Origin of the sequence: Herbidospora cretacea, from assembly GCF_001570605.1 — a bacterium.
Lineage (GTDB): Bacteria > Actinomycetota > Actinomycetes > Streptosporangiales > Streptosporangiaceae > Herbidospora > Herbidospora cretacea.
In genome coordinates, this window is record NZ_BBXG01000011.1 from 151,750 (window position 1) to 175,535 (window position 23,786).

Genomic DNA, 23,786 nt, shown 5'->3' on the forward strand with positions numbered 1-23,786 from the left:
CATAATGAGATCTGGAATCATCGGATGCGGAGAAGGGAGGCGAGGTTGACTCATGGGATGCTGAGCGAGTCCAACGGCTCGGTCACGGGCGCGGGAGCACTGCTCTCGATCCTTCGTGACGGCCAGGCCCGGACGCGGGCCGAACTCGTCCAGCTCACGGGTCTCGCCAGGTCCACGGTTTCGCAGCGGCTCGACGCACTGCTCTCCCATCAATGGATCGTGCCCGCCGACGACGCGATCTCCTCAGGAGGGCGGCCCGCGACCGCCTTCACCTTCAACCGGGGCGCCCGGGTCGTCGCGGCGGCCGATCTCGGGGCGACCCACGCACGAGTGGCGGTGACCGACCTCGCCTCGACCGTCCTGGCCGAACGCAGGGTCGACCTGCCCATCGACCGAGGCCCGGAAGAGGTCCTCGGCTGGCTGGTGGTAACGCTAAAAGAGCTGCTGGTCGAGACCGGCGGCTCGCTCTGCGGCGTGGGTGTCGGCCTCCCCGGGCCGGTCTCCCACTCCAGCGGCCGTCCGGTCAACCCGCCGATAATGCCCGGATGGGATGGGTTCCCAGTGCCTGACTGGCTGGGATCTCGTCTAGGGGCACCGGTTCTGGTCGACAACGACGTCAACATCATGGCGCTGGGCGAACACTGGGCGGCCAGGCGTGACGTCGAGCATCTGGTGTTCGTCAAGATCGGCACCGGCATCGGGTGCGGCATCATCTCCGAGCGGCGGCTCCACCGCGGCGCTCAGGGTGCGGCCGGCGACATCGGGCACATCAGGGTCACCGCCAACGACGAGGTTGTGTGCCGGTGTGGCAACAGCGGATGTCTCGAAGCGGTGGCCAGCGGCGCCGCCATCGCCCATCAGTTGAGCGCGGCCGGGGTCGACGCCCACGGCAGTCGTGACGTGGTCAACCTGGTGCGGCAGGGCAACACGATGGCCGTGCAGTTCGCGCGGCAGGCCGGGCGTGAGATCGGCGACGTCCTGGCGTCCATCGTCAATTTCTTCAATCCGTCGGTGATAGTGATCGGCGGAGACATGGCCGAGGCCGGGGAGCACATCCTGGCCGGGGTGCGGGAGGTCATATACAGCCGCTCGCTCCCGCTGGCGACGCAGCACCTGAGCATAAGAGCCACCGAGCTCGGCGATCGGGCGGGCATCATCGGCGCGGCCGTCATGGTCATAGAGCACGTCCTGTCCCCCGAAGCGGTGGATCTGGTCGTCTCGTCCTGAGAGCGCTCTCTTGACCAACCAGCAACAAACTAGCAACAATACGGGCAGGTTCGCTCGATCTGGTCAGCGGTGGCACGCTGACCTCCCGGTGAGAGCGCTCCCTTCCCTTTGACGCGTTCGGCGCACGCGTTCCGGCACCCCCCTCCGAAAGGAACGCTTCGTGCGCCCCTTCATCCGTGTCGTCTTAAGCGCCTTATTGGTGCTGGCCGGTGTGATCGCCGTCCCGGCACCGGCCCAGGCAGCCGATTTCAGCGTCCTGGTCTTCTCCAAGACCGCCGGCTTCCGGCACGGCTCCATCGGCCCCGGCATCACCGCCATCCAGCAGCTCGGCGCCGCCAACAACTTCACGGTCGAGGCGACCGAGGACGCGGCCCAGTTCACCGACGCCAACCTGGCCCGCTTCAACGCGGTCATCTGGCTCTCCACCACGGGCGACGTGCTCAACGCCACCCAGCAGGCCGCCTTCGAGCGGTACATCGCCGCAGGCGGCGGCTACGCGGGCGTGCACGCCGCGGCCGACACCGAGTACGACTGGGCCTGGTACGGCAACCTCGTCGGCGCCTACTTCCAGCAGCACCCCGCCGAGCAGACCGCGACCGTGCGGGTCTCCGACCGGGTGCACCCCTCCACCGCGCACCTGCCGCACCGCTGGAGCCGGTACGACGAGTGGTACAGCTACCGCGCCAACCCGCGCGGCAAGGTCCACGTGCTGGCCACCCTCGACGAGACCACCTACTCGGGTGGCGGCATGGGCATCGACCACCCGATCTCGTGGTGCCAGAACTACGCGGGCGGCCGGTCCTGGTACACGGGCATGGGGCACACCGACGCCTCCTACAGCGACGCCAGCTTCCGCAACCACCTGCTCGGCGGCATCCGGACCGCGGCCGGGTTCGCGGCGGCCGACTGCGGCGCGACCGTGACGGGCAACTTCCAGCAGATCGAGCTGGCCAAGGGCGTCGCCGAGGTCGGCGAGCCGATGAGCCTGTCGGTCACCCCCGACGGCGGCGTCTTCCACACCGCCCGCACCGGCGCGGTCCGCTACACCGACGCGGCCGGCAACACCAAGATCGCCGCCACCATCCCCGTCTACACCCACGACGAGGAGGGCCTCCAGGGCGTCGCGGTCGACCCCGGCTACGCGACCAACCGGTGGGTCTACCTGTTCTACGCGCCGCCGCTGTCGACCCCCGGTGGCGACGCCCCGGCCAGCGGGACCGCCGCCGAACTCGCCCCCTTCAACGGGGTGAACCGCCTGTCCCGGTTCACTGTGAACGCCGACAACACGCTCAACCTCGCCTCCGAGCGGACCGTCCTGGACGTCCCGACCAGCCGTGGCATGTGCTGCCACGTGGGCGGCGACATGGACTTCGACGCGGCCGGCAACCTCTACCTGTCGACCGGTGACGACACCAACCCGTTCGACTCGGCCGGGTTCGCCCCGATCGACGAGCGGGCCGGCCGCAACCCGGCGTTCGACGCCCAGCGCACCAGCGCCAACAGCAACGACCTGCGCGGCAAGGTGCTGCGGATCAAGCCGACCGCCTCGGGCAGCCCGGCGTACACGATCCCGTCGGGCAACATGTTCGCCCCGGGCACCGCGAACACCAAGCCCGAGATCTACGCCATGGGCTTCCGCAACCCGTTCCGGATGAGCGTCGACAAGGCCACCGGCGTCGTCTACCTGGGCGACTACGGTCCCGACGCCGGCACCGCCGACCCGAACCGGGGCCCGGCGGGCCAGGTCTCCTTCGACCGGATCACCGCGCCCGGCTTCTACGGCTGGCCCTACTGCTCGTCGTTCAACGACGCCTACAACGAGTACACCTTCCCGGCCGGCCCGTCGGGCGCGAAGTACAACTGCGCCGGCGGCCCGACGAACAACTCGCCGAACAACACCGGCATCCAGACGCTGCCGCCGTCGCAGCGCGGCTGGATCCCCTACACCGGCTCGACCCCGGCGGAGTTCACCGGCGGCGGCCTGTCGCCCATGGGCGGCCCGGTCTACCGCTACGACGCCGCCTCGACCTCGCCGGTCAAGTTCCCGCGCTACTACGACGGGACCTTCTTCGCCGGTGAGTTCGGCCGTCGCTGGATCAAGAACATCGTGCCCGACTCGACCGGGCAGTGGCTGACGATCAACCCGTTCCCGTGGTCGGGTACCCAGATCATGGACATGGAGTTCGGCAAGAACGGCGCGCTCTACGTCCTCGACTACGGCACCGGCTGGTTCAACGGCGACGGCAACTCGGCCCTCTACCGGATCGAGTACGCCGCCGACGGCCACGCGCCCAAGGCCGTGATCACGCCCAGCCGGACCTCCGGGCCGGCGCCGCTCACCGTGGCGTTCTCCTCGGCCGGCACCGTGGACCCCGACGGCGACCCGATAACGCTGGCCTGGGACTTCGACGGCAACGGCACCACCGACTCGACGGCGGCCAACCCTTCGTACACGTACACGGCCAACGGCACCTACAACCCCACCTTGACCGTGCGCGACAGCACGAACAAGGCCTCCTCCGCGAGCACGGTGATCACCGTGGGCAACACCGCGCCCACGGTGGTGGTGAACACACCGGTCAACGGCGGGCTGTTCTCCTTCGGCGACGCGATCCCGTTCACGGTGACCGTCACCGACCCCGAGGACGGCACGATCGCCTGCTCGCGGGTCAAGGTCAGCTTCATCCTCGGCCACGACTCCCACGGCCACCCGATGACCAGCGCGAACGGCTGCTCGGGCACCCTGCAGACGACCACCGACGGTGAGCACGACTCCGCCGCGAACATCTACGGCGTCATCGACGCCGAGTACACCGACAACGGCGGGCTGACCACGCACACCCAGGCCCAGTTGCAGCCGAGGCTGCGCCAGGCCGAGCACTACTCGTCGCAGAACGGCGTGCAGGCGGTCGCCGGCGCGGCCCCCCACGGCGGCGCGGCGGTCGGCTACATCGACAACAACGACTGGATCGCGTTCACCCCGTACAACCTGACCGGGGCCACCTCGTTCACGGCCAGGGTCGGCGCGGTGGCCGGCGGCAACACGCTGGAGGTGCGGACCGGCTCGCCGACGGGCACGCTCGTGGCCACGGTCACCGTCCCGGCCACCGGCGGGTACGCCACCTTCCAGGACGTCACCGTCCCGATCACCAGCCCGCCCACCAGCACCGGCCCGCTCTATCTGGTGTTCAAGGGCGCGACCGGCGGCGGCCTGTTCGACCTCGACGACTTCACCTTCGGCACCGGCAGCGGGCCCCAGCAGCCCACGGGCAACCTGGCGCTGAACAAGCCGGTCGTGGTGACCAGCACCGAGGCGGCGACCTACCCGGGTTCGGCCGCGGTCGACGGCAGTGGCACCACCCGGTGGGCCAGCGCCTTCTCCGACCCGCAGTCGATCACGGTCGACCTGGGGGCCTCCTACAACATCAACCGGGTCAGGCTGAGCTGGGAGGCGGCCTACGGGTCGGCGTACACGATCGCGACCTCCCCGAACAACTCCACGTGGACCACGGTCAAGACCGTGACCGGTGAGAACGGCGGCGTCGACGACCACACGGGCCTGAGCACCACCGGTCGTTACGTCCGCATCACCGGCACGACCAGGGCCACCGCGTGGGGCTACTCGCTCTGGGAGTTCGAGGTGTACGGCTCCAGCGGCCCGACCAACCCGACGCCGACCAACGTCGCGCAGGGCAAGACGGCGACCGCCTCCAGCCAGGAGGCCGCCTACACCCCGGCGATGGCCGTCGACGGCTCCGGCACCACCCGCTGGTCGAGTGCGTTCTCCGACCCGCAGTGGATCCAGGTCGACCTCGGCCAGACCTACGCCATCAGCAGGGTGCGCCTGAGCTGGGAAGCGGCCTACGGCAGCGGCTACCAGATCCAGACCTCGCCCAACGGCTCGACGTGGACCACGATCAAGACGGTGACCGGTGAGAACGGCGGCGTCGACGACCACACGGGCCTGAGCAACAGCGCCCGCTACGTCCGCATCAACGGCACGGCACGCGGAACGGCCTGGGGCTACTCGCTCTGGGAGTTCGAGGTGTACGGCAGCTAGAACCACCCCTCAGAAACACCGCAGGGCCCGGCGTGTTCCCCCCCACGCCGGGCCCTCGCGGGTTTCTCAGGGCTTCAGCATCGCCTGGAGCGACGCGGTCGCCTGCTTGCCGATCTCGGTCGGCTGCAGGTAGGGCTGCTCGGCCACGATCTGGTCCCAGTTGGCCGCGATCCCCTCGATCGACAGGTCGTCGCTCGACCAGCCGGGGCCCTCGGCGACGAACACGCGGGCGACCCGGCCCGCGCCGACCGAGAACACCTCGCCGCTGGTCGCGCAGCTCTCGTGGACCAGGTAGGCGACCAGGGGGCTGATCGTCTCGGGCCCGAACTTCGCCTCGAACTCCGGCGGGAGCAGCGACTCGGTCATCCGCGTCCAGGCGATCGGCGCGATGGCGTTGGCCAGGATGCCCGAGCGGGCGCCCTCGATCGCGGTCGACTTCGTCAGCCCGACCAGCCCCATCTTGGCCGTGGAGTAGTTCGCCTGCCCGAAGTTGCCGAACAGCCCGGCGGGCGAGGAGGTGTTCACGATCCGCCCGTAGCCGCGCTCCTTCATGTACGGGTAGGCGGCCCGCGTCACGAGGAACGACCCGCGCACGTGCACCGCGAGCACCGCGTCGAAGTCCTCGACCGAGATCTTCCCGAGGGAGCGGTCGCGCAGGATCCCGGCGTTGTTGACGACGATGTCGAGCTGCCCGAAGGTGTCGACGGCCTGCCTGACGATCGCCTCGGCCCCTTCGGGGGTGGCCACGTTGTCGCCGTTGGCGACGGCCTCGCCGCCGTTCTTGACGATCAGCTCCGCCACCTCGGCGGCCGGTCCGGCGGAGGCCCCGGTGCCGTCGAGCGCCCCGCCGAGGTCGTTGACGACGACCTTGGCCCCGCGCTCGGCGAGCAGCAGCGCGTGCGACCGCCCGAGCCCGTGTCCCGCGCCGGTGACAACCGCGACCCGGCCGTCGTACCTGAGGAGATCATCCGGCATTCTCGTCCACACCCTTCCAAGGAGAACAAAATTCTGGTCTAGCGCACGATACCAAACGGGACGTAGCGGACAGTGATCGGACGAGTGAGTTTCTGATATGGTTTCGCCGCCGTCGCACCCCTGGCTGGAGGCCGTGTCTATGCGCACTCTCCGCGTGGTTCAGTGGGCCACCGGCGCCGTGGGGGGATATGCGCTTCGCGGTGTTGTCGAGCGTCCCGAGTTCGAGCTCGCCGGAGTCCTGGTCTACGACCCCGAAAAGATCGGCATCGACGCCGGTCCGCTCGTCGGTCTCCCGGAAACGGGAGTCACCTGCACCGACGACGTCGACGCCATCATGGCTCTCGACGCCGACTGTGTTCTCCACATGCCGCTGCCGGCGACCTTCTTCGGCGGTGACCACGACCATGACGTCGACATCATCTGCAAGCTGCTGGCCTCGGGCAAGAACGTCATCACCACGACGGGCTTCGTCTACCCGATGGCCTACGGCGCGGGCGTCGTCGACCGCATCGAGAAGGCCTGCCAGGAGGGCGGCACCACCCTCCACGGCACCGGCATCAACCCCGGTTTCGTGAGCGACGTGCTGCCGCTGACCCTGACGGGGCTGTCGTCGCGGCTCGACCACATCTACGTGCGCGAGACCTCCGACTACCGGGGCCACCCGTCGCGCCACATCGTGACCGACCTGATCGGCTTCGCCCGCACCGCCAAGGACTACGTGACGGCCGTGCGCCCGTTCCGGGCCTTCCAGCGGGCGCTGTTCACCGAGAGCGTGCAGCTCGTGTCGGCGGCGCTGGGCGTGGAGCTCGACGAGATCGAGGAGACCGACGAGTTCGAGCTCGCCACCGAGGACTTCGAGATCGCCTCCGGCCTGGTCCGCCAGGGCACGGTCAGCGCCTCGCGCTGGGTCTTCTCGGGCCTGGTGCGGGGGCGGCCGTTCATGACGGTCGAGTGCGTCTACAAGGCCGACGCCGACAAGGTGCTGCGCTGGTACGAACCGGGGTTCTCGATCCACATCGAGGGCCGCCCGACGATCGTGGTGAACCTCAAGGAGGTCAACCACGGCCTGGCGGGGGCGGCGGCCCACGCGGTCAACGCGATCCGCGCGGTCGTCCTGGCCGACCCCGGCATCCGCACCATCCTCGACCTGCCGATGGTGACCGGCCGGGGCACCGCCCGGCTGGCCTAACCCCGCGCCGGGAGCTGGGCCGAGACCTGCTCGGCCCACGGCTTCAACACCGCGTCGAGCTCCGCGATTTGGCTCTCCAGCACCGCCAGGCCCGGCGTCGGCACGATCGCGCCCAGCTCGACCAGGAGCGGCCGGAAGTGGGTCTCCACCGCCAGGGCGTGCTGGGCGCCGCCCATCACCAGCAGCGGGATCGCGCGCTTCCCGGCCAGCGCCCGGTGGCCCAGCCGGTCGAGGAAGACCTTGAGGAGCCCGGTGTAGGTCGCCTTGTAGGTCGGGCTCGCCAGCACCAGCACGTCGGCGTTCTTGACCAGGCCGAGCGCGGCCTCGACGGCGGCGACGGGCTCGGCCGCCAGGAGGTGGGGCGCGAGCTCGGCGAGGTCGATCACGTCACCGGCGGAGCCGAGGGCGGCCTCGGCGGCCCGGACGGCCACGGTGAGGGTCCGCGACCCGCTGCGCGGGTTGCCGACCACGGTGACGATGGCGCTCATTCAACGTCCTCGTACTCTTCGGCCTCGTCATCGGGCAGGTCGTACCAGAAGACGTCGCCGGGATATTCCAGGCTCATAGAGGGAATGTAGCACTAAATCCCTATCTGTAATATAGGTTTTCTGACGTGCGCAGCCGGTCGTGCGACACCAGGTGGACCAGGTGGGCCAGAGTCTCGTTGTTGGCGGCCCGGAGCTGGAAGCCCTGGATCGACTCCCAGGGCCGCGACCAGGTCAGCCGCTGCGCGATCTCCCAGCAGGTCAGGCCGGGTTCCCCGGCCACCACCCGCTCGATCTCGGCGAGACGCTCGACGTGGTGGCCGATCACGTGGTCGACGCGGCCGAGCAGGTCGGGGAAGCGGTATTCGTGGGCGGGCAGCACCTCCTCGACGTCGAGGCGGCCCACCTTGCGCAGGGCGTCGAGGTAGTCGCCCAGCGGGTCGGGCGGCGACTGCGTGTGGAAGGCCACCATCGGGGTGATCTTCGCCAGCACGTGGTCGCCGGAGAAGAGCAGCTTCTCGCTGACGAAGCAGAGGTGGCCGGGCGAGTGGCCGGGGGTCCAGACGGCGGTCAGGTCCCAGCCGGGCAGGTCGAGGCGGTCGCCGTCCTCGATGAGCCGGTCGGGGGCGCCCGCCGAGACGAACCCGCGGATCCCCAGGGAGGCGCCGGCCAGTTCGCGGGCCCTGCCCTCGGGGACGCCGCAGCGCAGCAGCAGCCGGCGTTCCCGGTCGGCCAGGTCGGCGGGCATCTCGTAGCGGTCGCGCAGCAGCCGGGCGTCGGCCGGGTGCAGGCCGATCCAGGCGCCGGAGTCCTCCCTGACCCGGCCGGCCAGGCCGTAGTGGTCGGGGTGCATGTGGGTGACCAGGACCGCCTGGACGTCGGTGATCGCGTAGCCCGCCGTCTTCAGGCCGGTCGTCAGGGCCGTGTACGCCTCCTCGGTGTCCCAGCCCGCGTCGATCAGCGCCACGCCGCCGGGCAGTTCGAGGGCGTAGACCAGCACGTACCGGAGAGGGGTGTTCGGCAGCGGCACCGGGATCGACCAGAGGCCGGGGCGGACGCGCTCGACCTCGGGGATGCGGCCGGCCTGCCAGGCGGCGTGCTGGACCGGGCTGGCCGGTTCGGTGGGTCTTCTCACGGGGTCGATTGTGTCCGACCCACCGAACATAATTCTAGTCTGTGTAAGTTTCATCGGACATACCGGACGCGCACCAGGTCGGCCCAGCACCCCCGACCTGCGGTTCTTGACCCTCGGCGAAACCCGTTGGAAACATCAGGTGCACCTGAGCCATGGGAGCGCTCCCATACCTGACCGAGGTGCATCTTGACGCGACGTCTCACCGCCGTACTCACGGCGGCGGCGCTGGTCCTGTTACCAGTGACCACCGCCTATGCCGACGAAGGCCCGGAACAGATCCCCAACGGGACGTTCGAGACCTCCACCGCGCCGTGGTGGAACACGGGCAACGTCACCGTCGAGCTGGAGGACGGCCGCCTGTGCGCCGACATCCCCGGCTCGACCACCAACCCCTGGGACGCCATCATCGGCCTCGACGGCATCCCGCTGGTCGCCGGTGAGACCTACGCCTACCGCTTCTTCGCCTCGGCGACGCCCTCGCGGGTGGGCCGGGCGCTCATCCAGCTCCCGGTCGACCCGTGGACGACGTTCTTCGCGGCCAACCCCGAGATGAGCGTGTCGGGCAACTCCTACGAGTTCACCTTCACCCCGGCCACCAGCCTGCCCAACGCCCAGATCGCCTTCCAGCTCGGCGGCAGCGCGACCCCGTGGCGCTTCTGCCTCGACGACGTGTCGCTGCGCGGCGGCGCCGAACCCGAGGTCTACGAGCCCGACACCGGCCCCCGCGTGCGGGTGAACCAGGTGGCCTACCTCCCCAAGGGCCCGAAGAACGCGACCGTCGTGACCGACGCCACCGACGCGGTGGGCTGGCAGCTCAAGAACGCGGGCGGCTCGGTCGTCGCGAGCGGCGACACCACCCCGAAGGGCGTCGACGCCAGCTCCGGCCAGAACGTGCACAGCATCGACTTCGGCTCCTACGTCACCCCCGGCGAGGGCTACACCCTGACCGCCGACGGCGAGACCAGCCGGCCCTTCGACATCGCGTCGAGCGCCTACGCCCAGCTCAAGCTGGACGCGCTGAAGTTCTACTACACCCAGCGCAGCGGCATCGCGATCGACGACGCGCTGCGTCCCGGCTACGGCCGCCCCGCCGGCCACATCGGCGTCGCCCCCAACCAGGGCGACACCAGCGTCCCCTGCCAGCCGGGCGTCTGCGACTACTCCCTCGACGTCTCGGGCGGCTGGTACGACGCCGGCGACCACGGCAAGTACGTCGTCAACGGCGGCATCTCCGTCTGGCAGCTCATGAGCGAGTTCGAGCGGACCAAGAACGCCGCGACCGCCAAGCCCATCGGCTCGCTGGCCATCCCGGAGAGCGGCGACCCCGTCCCGGACATCCTCGACGAGGCCCGCTGGGAGCAGGAGTTCCTGCTCAAGATGCAGCGTCCCGACGGCATGGCGCACCACAAGATCCACGACCAGAACTGGACCGGCCTGCCGCTGCTCCCCCACCTCGACCCGCAGCCGCGTGAGCTCCACCCGGTCTCGACCGCGGCGACCCTGAACCTGGCCGCCACCGCCGCCCAGGCCGCCCGCCTGTTCGCGCCCTACGACGCGGCCTTCGCGGCCAAGAACCTGGCCGCCGCCCGCAAGGCCTGGACGGCCGCCAAGGCCAACCCGGCGATCTACGCCTCCGCCAACGACGGCGTGGGCGGCGGCGCCTACAACGACGACAACGTGGCCGACGAGTTCTACTGGGCCGCCGCCGAGCTCTACATCACCACCGGCGAGGCGGTCTTCCGCGACGCCGTGGTGAACTCGCCGCTGCACACCTCGGACGTGTGGCGCGAGCGCGGCTTCGACTGGGCCTCGACCGCCCAGCTCGGCCGCCTCGACCTGGCCACGGTGCCCAACAACCTGCCCGGCCGGGCCGAGGTCCGCGCGTCGGTCCTGGCGGGCGCGGACAAGTACCTCGCCACGGTCGACGCCCACCCGTACGGCCTGGCCTACAACCCGCCCGACTTCGACTGGGGTTCCAACAACCTGGTGCTCAACAACATGGTCGTGATGGCGGCGGCGTACGACATCTCCGGCCAGAAGAAGTACCTGGACGGCGTCCTGGAGGGCATCGACTACATCCTCGGCCGCAACGCCCTGAACATCTCCTACGTGACGGGCTACGGCGAGGTCAGCTCCGAGAACCAGCACTCCCGCTGGTACGCCAACCAGCTCAACCCCGACCTGCCCAACCCGCCCAGGGGCACCCTGGCGGGCGGCCCGAACTCGGCCATCCAGGACCCGATCGCGCAGACCAACCTCCAGGGTTGCAAGCCGCAGTTCTGCTACATCGACCACATCGAGTCGTGGTCGACCAACGAGCTGACGATCAACTGGAACTCCCCGCTCTCGTGGATCTCGGCCTTCATCGCCGACCAGGGCGACGGCTCGGTGACCGCGCCCGGCGCGTGTGACGTGACCTACCAGATCCACGGCACGTGGCCGACCGGCTTCTCCACCCAGGTGACGATCAAGAACACCGGGACCACGGCCATCGACGGCTGGGACCTGAAGTGGTCGTTCCTGGGCGGGCAGAAGCTCGACCACGGCTGGAACGCCGACTACTCGCAGTCGGGCGCGACCCTGACCGCGAAGAACCTGTCCCACAACAAGAAGATCCACCCCGGCTCGTCGATCACCTTCGGCTTCAACGGGATCGGCGCCCCCGGCGCCAACCCGGTGCCGGACCTGTTCCTGCTGAACGGGAAGGCCTGCGCTTAAAGGCAGGTCAGGTATGGGCCCGCGCCTCCTCGGGGGGAGTCGCGGGCCCATAATCTTTCCCGTGCTCAACGACATCCACATCGACGACGCGGTCCGCGCGCTCCGGCCCGACTTCGCCGCCCTCCTCATCGAGGCCACCGGCTTCGTCAACGGCCCCTCCGACGACCGGTCGAGGAAGTGGCTGGCCAAGGCGGCCGAGCGGGCCGCGCCGCTCGACGACAAGAAGATCGAGTCCTGGCGCGACGCCTACCGCGCGTTCGGCGCCAAGCCCTCCCGCACCCGCCCGTCGGTCGACGCCCTGATCCGCCGGATGCCGCTGCCCGAGATCAACCTGGTCGTCGACGCCTACAACTCCGTGTCGGTGCGCCACACGCTCCCCATCGGCGGCGAGGACCTGCGCCGCTACGAGGGCCCGGCCCGGCTGGTCCGCGCCGCCGGCGACGAGAAGTCCGACGAGGCGCTGGGCGAGCCCGAGGAGGGCGAGGTGATCTGGCGCGACGACGCGGGGGTGACCTGCCGGCGGTGGAACTGGCGTCAGGGCGTCCGCACCCGCATCACCGAGGAAACGGTCGACGCGATTTTCATCCTCGAACGACTGGCCCCCATGACCATGGCGGAACTGGCCACAGCAGGCGAGGAACTGGTCACGTTGCTGCACTTGATCAGCCCTGATGTCCGAACTTCAAGTCGCACAATCAGCTAGAATTACGACCAATATGACGAAAAGGGGACCTCGCCCTGACCAGCCGGCGAGGGTGCCTCTACCATCCTGGGGGGCTACCCGTGCGTGACCAGTTCGGACAGTCCTGGGAGCATAAGCGGGAACCACGCGCCGGACGGCACTCGTCACCTGGCTGGACGAGTAGCCTTGGACAGGTTCCTTTACATCACCGCCGATCTGCGGAAGAGGGCGATTTCCGCCGTGTCGTCTGAGTCGTCGCGGACAAACCCGCTGGCAAGCTTTGGACAGAACGAATGGCTTGTCGACGAGCTGTACCAAAAGTACCTTCAGGACCCCGAGTCGGTTGACAAGGCCTGGTGGCACTTCTTCGCGGATTACAACGGGCAGGGCAAGGTAGCCCCGCCGGGTGACGCGACGCAGGCCGCCCCACCCGCTTCCGCACCCGCAGCCCCCCCGCAGCCGAAGGCCGAGCCCGTCAAGGCCCCGGCCCCGGCCAAGGCGCCGGAGAAGCCGGCCGCGAAGCCCGCCGCCAAGGCCGAGGCGCCCAAGGCGCCCGCCGGCGCGGTCGAGGAGAAGCTGCGCGGCGCCGCCGCCCGCACCGCCCTCAACATGGAGGCGTCGCTGGCGGTCCCGACCGCGACCAGCGTGCGGGCCGTCCCGGCCAAGCTGCTGATCGACAACCGGATCGTGATCAACAACCACCTGTCCCGTGGGCGCGGTGGCAAGATCTCCTTCACCCACCTGATCGGCTACGCCATCGTGCGGGCCCTTGAGGCCATGCCCGAGATGAACCACGCCTACGGCGAGGTCGACGGCAAGCCGACCCTCATCCGGCCCGAACACGTCGGGCTGGGCCTGGCGATCGACGTCCAGAAGAGCGACGGAACGCGCCAACTGCTGGTGCCGTCGATCAAGGCCGCCGAGTCGATGGACTTCCAGCGGTTCTGGACGGCCTACGAGGAGATCGTCCGCAAGGCGCGCTCCGGCAAGCTCGGCGTCGAGGACTTCCAGGGCACCTCGATCTCGCTGACCAACCCCGGCACCATCGGCACGGTCCACTCGGTGCCGCGCCTGATGCCCGGTCAGGGCACGATCATCGGCGTCGGCGCGATGGAATACCCGGCCGAATACCAGGGCGCCTCCGCGGAGACCCTGTCCCGGCTGGCCATCAGCAAGGTCATGACGATCACCAGCACCTACGACCACCGCATCATCCAGGGTGCGCAGTCGGGTGACTTCCTGCGGCGCATCCACCAGCTCCTGCTGGGCGCCGACAACTTCTACGACGACATCTTCGAGTCGCTGCGGATCCCCTACGAGCCGGTCCGCTGGACCGTCGACGTGTCGGCCTCCCACGACAACGACGTCGCCAAGTCGGCCCGGGTCATCGAGCTGATCCACGCCTACCGCGTGCGCGGCCACCTGATGGCCGACACCGACCCGCTGGAATACCGCCAGCGCAAGCACCCCGACCTCGACATCACCAAGCACGGCCTCACCCTGTGGGACCTGGAGCGCGAGTTCCCGACCGGTGGTTTCGGCGGCCGGGCGCTGATGACGCTGCGCGAGGTCCTCGGTGTGCTGCGCGACTCCTACTGCCGCACCGTCGGCATCGAGTACATGCACATCCAGAACCCCGAGGAGCGGGCCTGGATCCAGGCGCGGGTCGAGAAGCCCCACGCCAAGCCCGACCGCGACGAGCAGCTCCACGTCCTGTCGCGGCTCAACACCGCCGAGGCGTTCGAGACCTTCCTGCAGACGAAGTACGTCGGCCAGAAGCGCTTCTCGCTGGAGGGCGGCGAGTCGCTGATCCCGCTGCTCGACTCGGTGATCGCGTCGGCCGCCGACGAGTCGCTCGACGAGGTCGTCATCGGCATGGCCCACCGCGGCCGTCTCAACGTGCTGGCCAACATCGTCGGCAAGTCCTACGCCCAGGTGTTCGGCGAGTTCGAGGGCAACCTCGACCCGCGCAGCGCCCACGGCTCGGGCGACGTGAAATACCACCTGGGCGCCAACGGCGACTTCGTGTCGGCGGCGGGCAACCGGATCAAGGCGTCCGTGGTCGCCAACCCCTCCCACCTGGAGGCGGTCGACCCCGTCCTCGAAGGCGTCGTGCGCGCCAAGCAGGACCTGCTGGAGATGGGCCCCGAGGGCTTCACCGTCCTGCCGGTGCTGATCCACGGCGACGCGGCCTTCGCGGGCCAGGGCGTGGTGGCCGAGACGCTGCACCTGTCGCAGCTGCGCGGCTACCGCACCGGCGGCACCGTCCACATCGTGGTCAACAACCAGGTCGGCTTCACCACCAGCCCGGAGGCCTCGCGTTCGTCGGTCTACGCCACCGACGTCGCCCGGATGATCCAGGCGCCGATCTTCCACGTGAACGGCGACGACCCCGAGGCCGTCGTCCGGGTCGGCCGGCTGGCCTACGAATACCGCCAGGCGTTCCGCAAGGACGTCGTGATCGACATGATCTGCTACCGGCGCCGCGGCCACAACGAGGCCGACAACCCGAGCTTCACCCAGCCGCTCATGTACGACCTGATCGACGCCAAGCGCTCCACCCGCAAGCTCTACACCGAGGCCCTGATCGGCCGCGGCGACATCACGGTCGAAGAGGCCGAGCAGGCGCTGCGCGACTACCAGGAGCAGCTGGAGCGGGCCTTCACCGAGACCCGCGAGGCCGCCAAGAAGCCGCTTGAGGAGGGCGCGGTCGTCAAGCCGCCCACCGACGAGCTGGTCGAGTGGAGCCACGACGACACCAAGACGGCCATCTCCGAGGAGACCGTCAAGCGGGTCATCGACACGCAGCTCACGCTGCCCGAGGGCTTCACCGTCCACCCGAGGCTCAACCCGGTGCTCCAGCGGCGCGGCGCGATGGTCGAGGAGGACGCGATCGACTGGGCGACCGGCGAGACGCTGGCGTTCGGTTCGCTCCTGCTCGACGGCCACCCCGTCCGCCTGGCGGGCCAGGACTCGCGGCGCGGCACGTTCGGTCAGCGCCACGCCGTGCTGGTCGACCGGGTCACCGGCGAAGACCACACCCCGCTGAAGACGTTCAACGAGGGCGTCACGAAGTTCTACGTCTACGACTCGCTGCTGAGCGAGTTCGCGGCGCTGGGCTTCGAATACGGCTACAGCGTGGTCCGGCCCGAGGCGCTGGTCCTCTGGGAGGCCCAGTTCGGCGACTTCGTCAACGGCGCCCAGTCGATCATCGACGAGTTCATCTCGTCCGGTGAGCAGAAGTGGGGTCAGCGTTCGTCGGTCGTGCTGCTGCTGCCGCACGGCTACGAGGGCCAGGGTCCCGACCACTCCTCGGCCCGCATCGAGCGGTTCCTGCAGGTGTGCGCGGTCGACAACATGACCGTGGCCCAGCCGACGACCCCGGCGAACTACTTCCACCTGCTGCGCTGGCAGGCGCTGTCCGACCGGCGCAAGCCGCTGGTGGTCTTCACGCCCAAGTCGCTGCTGCGCCACAAGGCGGCGGCGTCGGCGACGGCCGAGTTCACCTCGGGCACCTTCCAGCCGGTCATCGGTGACACCACCGTCGACCCGGCGGGCGTCCGGAAGGTCGTCCTGTGCTCCGGCAAGATCTACTACGATCTGGCCGCCGCGCGCGACAAGGGCGGCCACACCGACACGGCGATCGTCCGGATGGAGCGGCTCTTCCCGTTCCCCGAGCAGCCGCTGAAGGCCGAGCTGGCCCGCTACGGCGACGGCGTCGACCTCATCTGGGCTCAGGACGAACCCGTCAACATGGGTCCGTGGCCGTTCCTGGCGCTGAAGCTGACCGAACGCCCCGAGGTGCTCAACGGCCGGCGGCTGCGCCGGGTCTCGCGTCCGGCGAACTCCTCGCCGGCGGCGGGCTCCCACAGCACCCACGACAACGAGCTCCACACCATCGTCACCGAGATCTTCGGCTAGACACCGTCACACCCAGCGGGAGGCCCTCCGGTGCGGGGGGCCTCCCGTCGTTTCCGGGAGCAGATCATGTACTTCACCGACAGAGGCATCGAGGAGCTCGTCGAGCGCAGGGGCGAGGAGGAGGTCCAGATCGTCTGGCTGGCCGAGCGCCTGCGCGAGTTCGTCGACCTCAACCCCGACTTCGAGACCCCGGTCGAGCGGCTGGCCACGTGGCTGGCCCGGCTCGACGACGATGACGACTGACGGGGCGCAAACGCGATACATCTTGACTTTCCGCCAACGCGACATATCGTGTCTTTAGGCACCTCGCGGAAAGGGCGGCGTCATGCCGAAATGGACCATCGACAAACCCGGCCAGCTCACCTTCGACCCGGTCGACCGCCTGAGCGTGCGCATCGTCGCGGGACACCTGGCCGTGCTGGCCAGTGACGGGCCGCCCAGCCTGGAGGTCAGCGAGATCGGCAGCGTGCCGCTGACCGTCGACCACGAGGGCGGCCGGCTGACGGTGACCTACGGCGACCTGACGTGGGAGGGCGTGCTCGGCTGGCTGCGTCCGGGGGGTGAGCGGCGCTGCGTCGTGACCCTGACCGTGCCGAAGACGTGCCGGGTGGAGGCCGGGGTGATCTCCGCGGGGGCGGTCGTCGCCGGGTTCGAGTCCCACACCCGGGTCCGCAGCGTGTCGGGCGGCATCGTGCTCGACGGGGTGAGCGGCGACGTCCACGCCGAGACCGTCTCGGGGTCGGTGGAGAGCCGCGCGCTCTCCGGCGACCTGGCGTTCACCAGCGTCTCGGGCGAGCTGACCGTCGCGGGCGGTGCGCCCCGGCGGCTGCGCGGCAGCACCGTCAGCGGCTCCATCACCGCCGACCTGGCCCTCGGCCCGACCGGCCACGTGACCCTCAACACGGTCTCGGGCCCGATCTGGGTGCGGCTCCCGAGCACCACCGACAGCGACGTGACCTTCCGCTCGATGTCGGGCAACCTGGAGTCCGCCTTCCCCGGCCTCACCTACAACGGCCACCCCGGCAGCCGGACCCTCAGCGGCCGCCTCGGCGGTGGCATGGCCTCGCTCAGCGCGACCACGGTCTCGGGCGGCGTGACCCTGCTCAGTAAGGAAACAGAATGAGTCCCGTCTTCGGCCACGGCAGGCTCCGGCTCTACCTGCTCAAGCTGCTGGAGGAGAGCCCCCGCCACGGCTACGAGGTCATCCGCCTGCTCCAGGACCGCTTCCTCGGCGTCTACTCCCCCTCCCCCGGCACGATCTACCCGCGCCTGGCGCGGCTGGAGGAGGAGGGCCTGGTCACCCACGAGGTCGTCGACGGCAAGAAAGTCTTCACCCTCACCGACAAGGGCCGCGCCGAGCTCGGCGACCGCCTCGACGAACTCGCCGACCTGGAGCGCGAGATCACCGCCTCGGTCCAGGACATCGCCCGCGAGGTCAAGGAGGACGTCCGCCAGACGGTCCGGTCACTGCGCCACGAGCTGACCACGATGGCCCGCAACATCAACCACGAGACCACCGGCTCCGCCCGCGACACGCGCGAGGAGTGGAAGCGCCAGCGCGACCGCCAGAAAGAGGAGTGGTCCCGCCAGAAGCAGCAGTGGAAGATCGAGTCGGAGCGCTGGAAGGGCGAGTGGCAGCGCATCTGGACCGACACCTGGGCCATGACCGGCTTCCAGACCCCGCCCGACGGCCTGGTCGACGACGCCAAGGCGACCGCCAACGACGCCGACCTGGGGCAGCACCTGGCCGAGTTCGTCGCCGACATCCGCGCCGAGGCCGCCGAGACCCGGCTGAGCGACGCCGACCTGGCGGCCTGCAAATCGGTCCTCGACGAGACCGCGGCCCGTCTCAAGTCGATCCTCGGCGACGACTGAGTCCGATGGGGACACCGTGTGTCGTGTGCGGCCTGTCGCGCCGCTCGTGGTCGATTCTCTGCTTCCGTTACGGCTCCGCCTGGCCGGCCCCGACCGCCGCCTCCGGACCGCCCCGAGACCGGCGCCGACCGGCCGCGCCCGCTCCACCCCGTCACGGCAGCCGTGACACCACATCGACCCGCTCCTCCGGCGGCGACCCGGCCCCCTAGCCGGGAGGCGTCACACCAGCCGAGCGCCCCGGCCACAGTCATGGCGGCCGGGGCGCTCTTCGCCGCTCAGCCAGGGATCCGCGCACCCGAAATTTCGTGACATCGCCCTGGCCGGACCGTGTTCGCGTCGCCCTAGAGGGTGAAGACGATCTTGCCGAAGACGTCGCCCTCGGCCATGGCGGCGACGCCCTCGCGGGCCTCCGTCAGGGGCAGGACGCGGTCGACCAGCGGCCGGACGCCCGTCTGGTCCAGGAAGACGGCGAGGCGGCCGAGCTGGTCGCGGGTGCCCATCGTCGAGCCGATGACCTGCTTCTGCAGGAAGAAGACCTGGGCCAGGTTGGTGGGGGCCACCATTCCGCTGGTCGCGCCGCAGATCACGACCCGGCCGCCCGGCCGCAGCGACGCGATCGAGTGCTCCCACGTCGCCTCGCCGACGCTCTCCATGACCGCGTCGACCCGCTCGGGCAGCCGCTCCCCGGTCGCGAAGGCACGGTCGGCGCCCAGCTCCAGGGCCTTGTCGCGCTTGCCCTCCGAACGGCTGGTCACCCAGACGCGATATCCGGCCGCCCGGCCGAGCGTGATCAGCGCGGTCGAGACGCCGCCGCCCGCGCCCTGCACCAGAACGGTCGAGCCCGGCTGCAGGCCCGCCTTCTCGAAGAGCATCCGGTAGGCGGTCAGCCACGCCGTCGGCAGGCAGGCGGCGTGCTCGAACGTCAGCCCGGCGGGTTTGGGCACCAGGTTCCGCCGGGGCACCACGACCTTCTCGGCGAAGGTCCCCTGGTGCAGTTCGGAGAGCAGGGTCCGCCGGGGGTCGAGGGTCTCGTCGCCGTCGACCGGCTCGCCGATCACCGCGTGGACGATGACCTCGTTGCCGGCCTCGTCCACCCCGGCCGCGTCGCAGCCGAGCGTCATCGGCAGCCGGTCGGGGCTGATGCCGATCCCACGAAGGGTGAACAGGTCGTGGTGGTTGAGCGCGGTGGCCCGGACCGTCACCGTGGTCCAGCCGTCGGGGACGGCGGGCTCGGGCCGCTCGCCCACGGTCAGACCCTTCAGCGGGTCGTTCGGATCGGCCTGCGATGCCGTGACTGCGATCATGTCCAGAACATTACTCTATCCCTGTTACGAGAGTGACTAAAGGGATCGAAACCCGCCGCGAATAAGTCGTAAACCGAATTGGCAAACCAGGGATCACCTGCGGAGATGCCATTCATAACGCCAGCGCATGAATAACGGTAAGGCCAATTGACCCAGCGCTCTCGTTATATCTGCGGCGTTACCCGTGATCGCGTCATTAACGTCTGGAGCTGTTTCCACGTATTTGGGACGCACCCTCAATTCGTCCCAAGGGAAAGGACTTCCATGATCTCCCGAGCACGGCGCCTCTCCATCCCCCTCGCCGGCGCGATGGTCGCGTTCGGCGTGGTGGGCGCATCCTCCGCCGCCACGGCCACGGCTCCCAGCGACGTGACCCAGAAGGCGGCCCCGACGACGGCCGCCGCGGCGGCGAACTTCTGGACCCCCGACCGGCTCCGCGCCGCCAAGGACCGGACCGAAGAACTGGGCAACGCGGTGAAGGGCTCGGGCAGCCCGAGCAACGCCGAGCCCGACGGCAAGGCCGGCGTGGTCCCGCCGATCGGCGGCGAGAAGAAGGCCACCCCGGCCACCAAGCAGGTCAACCTGCCCAACACCGTCGGCCGGGTGTTCTTCACCCTGCCCGGCAAGAACCCGCTGGACCCGAAGAGCTGGAAGTACTGCTCCGGCACCTCGATCCAGGGCAAGTTCCGCAACGTCGTGGCCACCGCCGGGCACTGTGTGTACGACCCGGCCAGCAACCGCTTCTACGACAACTGGGTGTTCATCCCCTCCTACTGGGACGGCACCCAGGCGTGGAACGGCAAGGCCCCCTACGGCATCTACCCGGCCACCTGGTACCAGGCGCACGACGACTTCGTGGTCAAGGAGGACTACGACTACGACTACGCGTTCGTCAACGTCGCCTCCGGCTACAAGGCGAGCTGGGAGAAGGTCGACGGCAAGTACAAGCTCGTGAAGACCGCCGTCGGCCGCCTCGGTGACAACGTCGGCGGCCAGGGCTTCACCTGGAACCGCAGCACCAAGACCAGCGTCTTCTCCTTCGGCTACCCGGCCGGCCCTCACCCGGACGGCGACCGTCCGTTCAGCGGCAAGACGATGAAGTGGTGCTACGGCCAGACCGCCTCCATGCCGGCCGCGCCGAAGTTCAACGTGCAGGAGCACGTCGGCATCAAGTGCGGCATGACCGCCGGCGCCAGCGGCGGCCCGCTGCTGTGGAACTACAAGAGCAAGACCCGCACCGGTTACCTCTACGGCGTCAACAGCATCGCCTGGGACACCGACGGCAACGACCGGTACGACCGGCTCTCCTCGCCCTACTTCAACAGCGAGACCTACGACGTCTACAAGGTCGCGGCGAACCGCTGGACCTCGTAACAGGCCATGAGCACGGTGCCCGGGAGACGGTCGACGTCTCCCGGGCATCTGCTTTTCACACGGGCCTTAGGCGGAAGGCGATCTACTCGGACGCCACAGGGACCGGTTCGGTTCCCTCGAATTGATAACGAGACAGCCAAGAACCTGTGCCTGATCACTGGTGATCTGGAAAAATCACGCCTTACGATCGATACCTCCGTCCTCAGACCCCCGAGAGGCCCTCATGACCAGGCGGATCACCCTTGCCGCGGGCGGCGTCGCCGTCGCGCTGGGTGCCGCCGGGCTGCTCTCGGCGTGGAGCCCCGCGACCGCGCCGGCCACCGCCGCGCCGCGCACGGCCCCGCTGATGGAGGTCTCCGCCAAGGAGGCGGCCCCGCCCCCGGAGAAGCACTTCGGCAAGGGCGTGATGGGCTACCCGCTCGCGGCGGTCGGCTCCGACATGCAGAAGGTCGCCGCCTACTGGACTCCCGCGCGGCTGAAGGAGGCCAGCACCTACGTCCCGGCCTCCAAGGCGTCGGCCGGAGCCCGGCAGGCCCCCTCGATGGCGGAGTTGTCCGGCGAGAAGGCCCTGCTCGGCGCTCCCGCCCAGGCCGCGGCGTCGCCGACGCCGATGGTCGGCAAGGTGTTCTTCAAGCTGGGCGACAAGGAATACTGGTGTTCCGGCTCGGTCGTCCACTCGAAATACCGCAACCTGGTCGCCACGGCCGGCCACTGCGGCTGGTCGCTGGGCCAGAACAGGCCCGTCGAGAACTGGATCTTCATCCCGTCCTACGCGAACGGCTCCACCGACGCCGGCATCTACGTCGGCCACACCCTCTATCTCCACGAGGACTTCTCCGGCGCCGGCGACTACGACCGTGACTACGCCTTCGTCACCGTCTACCGGGGCTTCACCTGGAAGGGCGCCCAGCGGGTGCAGGGCGGCAAGATCGAGGACAAGGTCGGCGCGTTCCAGTTCGCCTCGACGAAGGGCCGCTCACGCCCGGTGTCGGTGTTCGGCTACCCGGCCGGCGCCCACCCCGACGGCACCCGCCCCTTCGACGGCCAGACCGTCAAGCCCTGTTCCGGCACGACCAGGGCCACCGCCGCCAGCGCCCCCACCTATCTCCTGGAGAACGGGGTGCTGCTCAACCCGTGCCCGTTCACGGCGGGCGCGAGCGGCGGCCCGTGGGTGCTCGGCTGGGATCCGGTGAAGAAGACCGGGTTCCTCAACGGCGTGACCAGCCTGACGTGGAACATCGACGCCGACGGCAAGCTCGACGCGGCCTCCTCGCCCTATTTCAACGCGATCACCGCGCGGGTCTACCAGCAGGCGGCCAAGCAGGCGACGAACTAGTCAGTGGTCTGTAAGTGCGGATAAAGCGAATGTAAAGCGCAGAAATCTACCTTCATCACAGCACACCTCATTGATGAAGGAGCACCACTTCATGCGATCCCGAGCGAAGCACCTCGCCCTCCTCGGCGCCACCGCCGGACTCCTCGGCGCCGGTCTGGCCGTCCCGACCGCCGCCAGCGCCGCCCCTGACGAGGCGTCCGACCCGCTGGCCGGCAGCGGCATCGCCGCCTGGAACGTCGTCGCCTTCTGGTACGGCCAGGCCAAGGCCAACCTGAACGCCGCCACCCCCTACGACGTCGAGACCAAGGTCGTCGCCAAGCACCTGTCCAAGGGCGGCCCGTCGGCCGACGGCAAGCCCGGCCTGGTCCCGCCGATCGGCGGCGCGGGCGCCACCACGTCCAAGAACGTCAACCTGCCCCGCACCACCGGCAAGGTCTTCTTCCTGGACGACGACAAGAAGCCCCGCTGGTGCACCGCCACCTCGCTCCAGGCCAAGTACAAGAACCTGGTCGCCACCGCCGGGCACTGCGTCTACGACACCGAGTCCAACGCCGCCACGCTGAAGTACTGGGTGTTCGTCCCGGCCTACTACCAGGGCAAGACGCCCTACGGCATCTACGTCGGCAAGCAGGCCTTCACCCACTACGACTTCGACGTCTACGAGGACTTCGACCGCGACTACGCCTTCGTCACCGTCTACAACGGCCTGAAGGCCCCGCACGACGGCGGCCCGCTCGACGGCGACTGGAAGCAGGTCTCCAAGAGCGAGTGGGACAAGTACCGCTCGTACGGCACCTACCCGTGGATCGTCAGCAAGTACACGAAGAAGATCGGCTCCAAGTACTACATCTGGAAGTTCGTCGACGCGGGCCGTCTGGGTGACAACGTGGGCGGCCAGGGCTTCGCGTACAACCAGAAGAAGAACGTGAAGGACTACGTCTTCGGCTACCCGAGCGGGTCACACCCCGACGGCAACCACGCCTACACGGGCCAGACCCAGAAGTGGTGCTACGGGACCACGTTCCCCGCCTCGGCGTCGGCCATCAAGGCCGAGGAGCTGATCGGCGTGAAGTGCAGCTTCACCGGTGAGGGCTCCTCGGGCTCGGCGTGGATGTACAAGTACAGCAACACCAGCCGCAAGGGCTACCTGAACGGCGTCACCGCCGCGGTCTCCGACACCGACGGCAACGACCGCATCGACGTCAGCCTCTCGCCCTACTTCGACGGCGAGACCTACGGCATCTACAAGCACGCGGCGAACCTGTGGTCGGGTTCGATCGCCTGACCCCTCTGAAGTGCCCCGGGCCTGGCCGTTCACGGCCGGGCCCGTTTTCATTCCAAGAGGAATTAGACGTACATGGCCGGATTTCGGTGCCATGAATTTTTGTGATCTGCGTCACATCATGATCACGATTCGACCATCATCAGTCAAGTCCTCACCTGCGACAACGTGTGCACAAGAGCCCCAAAGGCCCGGTGAAGTCGCTTTGGACGTGCGCGACATC

16 protein-coding genes are annotated in these 23,786 nt (G+C 69.2%); 12 read left to right on the forward strand and 4 right to left on the reverse strand.

The window, feature by feature from the left end:
- The first annotated feature begins 57 nt into the window (after positions 1–57).
- Both AW270_RS22745 and AW270_RS22750 read left to right on the forward strand, forming a co-directional pair.
- Positions 58–1,227, forward strand: coding sequence for an ROK family protein (locus AW270_RS22745; RefSeq protein ID WP_245674808.1), 1,170 nt, complete (start codon positions 58–60; stop codon positions 1,225–1,227).
- Between the two features lie 211 nt (positions 1,228–1,438).
- Entirely contained in the window at positions 1,439–5,287 is a 3,849-nt protein-coding gene (locus AW270_RS22750) for a ThuA domain-containing protein (protein WP_245674809.1), read from the forward strand.
- 66 nt (positions 5,288–5,353) lie between these two features.
- Here AW270_RS22750 and AW270_RS22755 read toward each other — a convergent pair whose 3' ends face one another.
- Positions 5,354–6,262 carry an SDR family oxidoreductase gene (locus AW270_RS22755; protein ID WP_061297150.1) on the reverse strand — a complete coding sequence of 303 codons (909 nt, stop codon included), beginning with the start codon at positions 6,260–6,262 and terminating at the stop codon, positions 5,354–5,356.
- Between the two features lie 139 nt (positions 6,263–6,401).
- Here AW270_RS22755 and AW270_RS22760 point away from each other — a divergent pair, with 139 nt between their 5' ends.
- Positions 6,402–7,451, forward strand: a complete 1,050-nt coding sequence (locus AW270_RS22760) for an NAD(P)H-dependent amine dehydrogenase family protein (protein ID WP_061297151.1) — start codon at positions 6,402–6,404, stop codon at positions 7,449–7,451.
- Here AW270_RS22760 and AW270_RS22765 read toward each other — a convergent pair.
- Positions 7,448–7,939 carry an NADPH-dependent FMN reductase gene (locus AW270_RS22765; protein WP_061297152.1) on the reverse strand — a complete coding sequence of 164 codons (492 nt, stop codon included), beginning with the start codon at positions 7,937–7,939 and terminating at the stop codon, positions 7,448–7,450. The two genes, AW270_RS22760 and AW270_RS22765, sit on opposite strands and share 4 nt — an antisense overlap.
- A 100-nt stretch (positions 7,940–8,039) precedes the next feature.
- Positions 8,040–9,071: an MBL fold metallo-hydrolase gene (locus tag AW270_RS22770; protein WP_245674810.1), complete on the reverse strand. Its 1,032-nt coding sequence runs from the start codon at positions 9,069–9,071 to the stop codon at positions 8,040–8,042.
- Positions 9,072–9,257: 186 nt separating this feature from the next.
- Here AW270_RS22770 and AW270_RS22775 point away from each other — a divergent pair, with 186 nt between their 5' ends.
- The 6 genes from AW270_RS22775 (at position 9,258) to AW270_RS22795 (ending at position 18,267) form a co-directional block, all read left to right on the forward strand.
- The gene (locus tag AW270_RS22775; RefSeq protein ID WP_061297153.1) at positions 9,258–11,789 is read left to right on the forward strand and encodes a glycoside hydrolase family 9 protein; all 2,532 of its coding nucleotides are present in this window, start codon (positions 9,258–9,260) and stop codon (positions 11,787–11,789) included.
- Positions 11,790–11,850: 61 nt separating this feature from the next.
- Positions 11,851–12,492 carry a B3/B4 domain-containing protein gene (locus tag AW270_RS22780; protein WP_061297154.1) on the forward strand — a complete coding sequence of 214 codons (642 nt, stop codon included), beginning with the start codon at positions 11,851–11,853 and terminating at the stop codon, positions 12,490–12,492.
- Positions 12,493–12,711: 219 nt separating this feature from the next.
- The gene (locus AW270_RS22785; RefSeq protein ID WP_061297217.1) at positions 12,712–16,392 is read left to right on the forward strand and encodes a multifunctional oxoglutarate decarboxylase/oxoglutarate dehydrogenase thiamine pyrophosphate-binding subunit/dihydrolipoyllysine-residue succinyltransferase subunit; all 3,681 of its coding nucleotides are present in this window, start codon (positions 12,712–12,714) and stop codon (positions 16,390–16,392) included.
- 66 nt (positions 16,393–16,458) lie between these two features.
- Positions 16,459–16,635 (forward strand): DUF6104 family protein, encoded by a 177-nt coding sequence (locus tag AW270_RS39680; RefSeq protein ID WP_169807354.1) that lies wholly within the window; start codon positions 16,459–16,461, stop codon positions 16,633–16,635.
- An 82-nt stretch (positions 16,636–16,717) separates the two neighbouring features.
- On the forward strand, positions 16,718–17,515 hold the full coding sequence (locus tag AW270_RS22790; protein ID WP_061297155.1) for a DUF4097 family beta strand repeat-containing protein: 798 nt from the start codon (positions 16,718–16,720) through the stop codon (positions 17,513–17,515).
- A complete protein-coding gene (locus AW270_RS22795; RefSeq protein WP_061297156.1) occupies positions 17,512–18,267 on the forward strand; it encodes a PadR family transcriptional regulator in 756 nt (251 codons plus the stop codon). Before AW270_RS22790 ends, AW270_RS22795 begins: the two co-directional genes overlap by 4 nt.
- Before the next feature lie 341 nt (positions 18,268–18,608).
- On the opposite strand, the gene AW270_RS22800 is transcribed toward AW270_RS22795, so the two are convergent.
- Positions 18,609–19,571, reverse strand: a complete 963-nt coding sequence (locus tag AW270_RS22800) for a zinc-binding dehydrogenase (RefSeq protein ID WP_061297157.1) — start codon at positions 19,569–19,571, stop codon at positions 18,609–18,611.
- A gap of 264 nt (positions 19,572–19,835) precedes the next feature.
- On the opposite strand from AW270_RS22800, the gene AW270_RS22805 reads away from it, so the two are divergent.
- From AW270_RS22805 to AW270_RS38945, 3 genes are all read left to right on the forward strand, one after another.
- Entirely contained in the window at positions 19,836–20,945 is a 1,110-nt protein-coding gene (locus AW270_RS22805; protein WP_061297158.1) for a trypsin-like serine peptidase, read from the forward strand.
- A 223-nt stretch (positions 20,946–21,168) separates the two neighbouring features.
- Positions 21,169–22,281: a trypsin-like serine peptidase gene (locus AW270_RS22810; protein ID WP_061297159.1), complete on the forward strand. Its 1,113-nt coding sequence runs from the start codon at positions 21,169–21,171 to the stop codon at positions 22,279–22,281.
- 91 nt (positions 22,282–22,372) lie between these two features.
- Positions 22,373–23,566 carry a trypsin-like serine peptidase gene (locus tag AW270_RS38945; RefSeq protein WP_061297160.1) on the forward strand — a complete coding sequence of 398 codons (1,194 nt, stop codon included), beginning with the start codon at positions 22,373–22,375 and terminating at the stop codon, positions 23,564–23,566.
- The last annotated feature ends 220 nt before the right edge of the window (positions 23,567–23,786 follow it).

Coding starts and splice junctions, on each gene's coding strand:
- AW270_RS22790 (WP_061297155.1), top strand. CDS start 16,718: ATGCCGAAATGGACCATCGACAAACCCGGCCAGCTCACCTTCGACCCG.
- AW270_RS22800 (WP_061297157.1), bottom strand. CDS start 19,571: ATGATCGCAGTCACGGCATCGCAGGCCGATCCGAACGACCCGCTGAAG.
- AW270_RS22765 (WP_061297152.1), bottom strand. CDS start 7,939: ATGAGCGCCATCGTCACCGTGGTCGGCAACCCGCGCAGCGGGTCGCGG.
- AW270_RS22745 (WP_245674808.1), top strand. CDS start 58: ATGCTGAGCGAGTCCAACGGCTCGGTCACGGGCGCGGGAGCACTGCTC.
- AW270_RS22760 (WP_061297151.1), top strand. CDS start 6,402: ATGCGCACTCTCCGCGTGGTTCAGTGGGCCACCGGCGCCGTGGGGGGA.
- AW270_RS22805 (WP_061297158.1), top strand. CDS start 19,836: ATGATCTCCCGAGCACGGCGCCTCTCCATCCCCCTCGCCGGCGCGATG.
- AW270_RS22810 (WP_061297159.1), top strand. CDS start 21,169: ATGACCAGGCGGATCACCCTTGCCGCGGGCGGCGTCGCCGTCGCGCTG.
- AW270_RS22755 (WP_061297150.1), bottom strand. CDS start 6,262: ATGCCGGATGATCTCCTCAGGTACGACGGCCGGGTCGCGGTTGTCACC.
- AW270_RS22795 (WP_061297156.1), top strand. CDS start 17,512: ATGAGTCCCGTCTTCGGCCACGGCAGGCTCCGGCTCTACCTGCTCAAG.
- AW270_RS38945 (WP_061297160.1), top strand. CDS start 22,373: ATGCGATCCCGAGCGAAGCACCTCGCCCTCCTCGGCGCCACCGCCGGA.
- AW270_RS39680 (WP_169807354.1), top strand. CDS start 16,459: ATGTACTTCACCGACAGAGGCATCGAGGAGCTCGTCGAGCGCAGGGGC.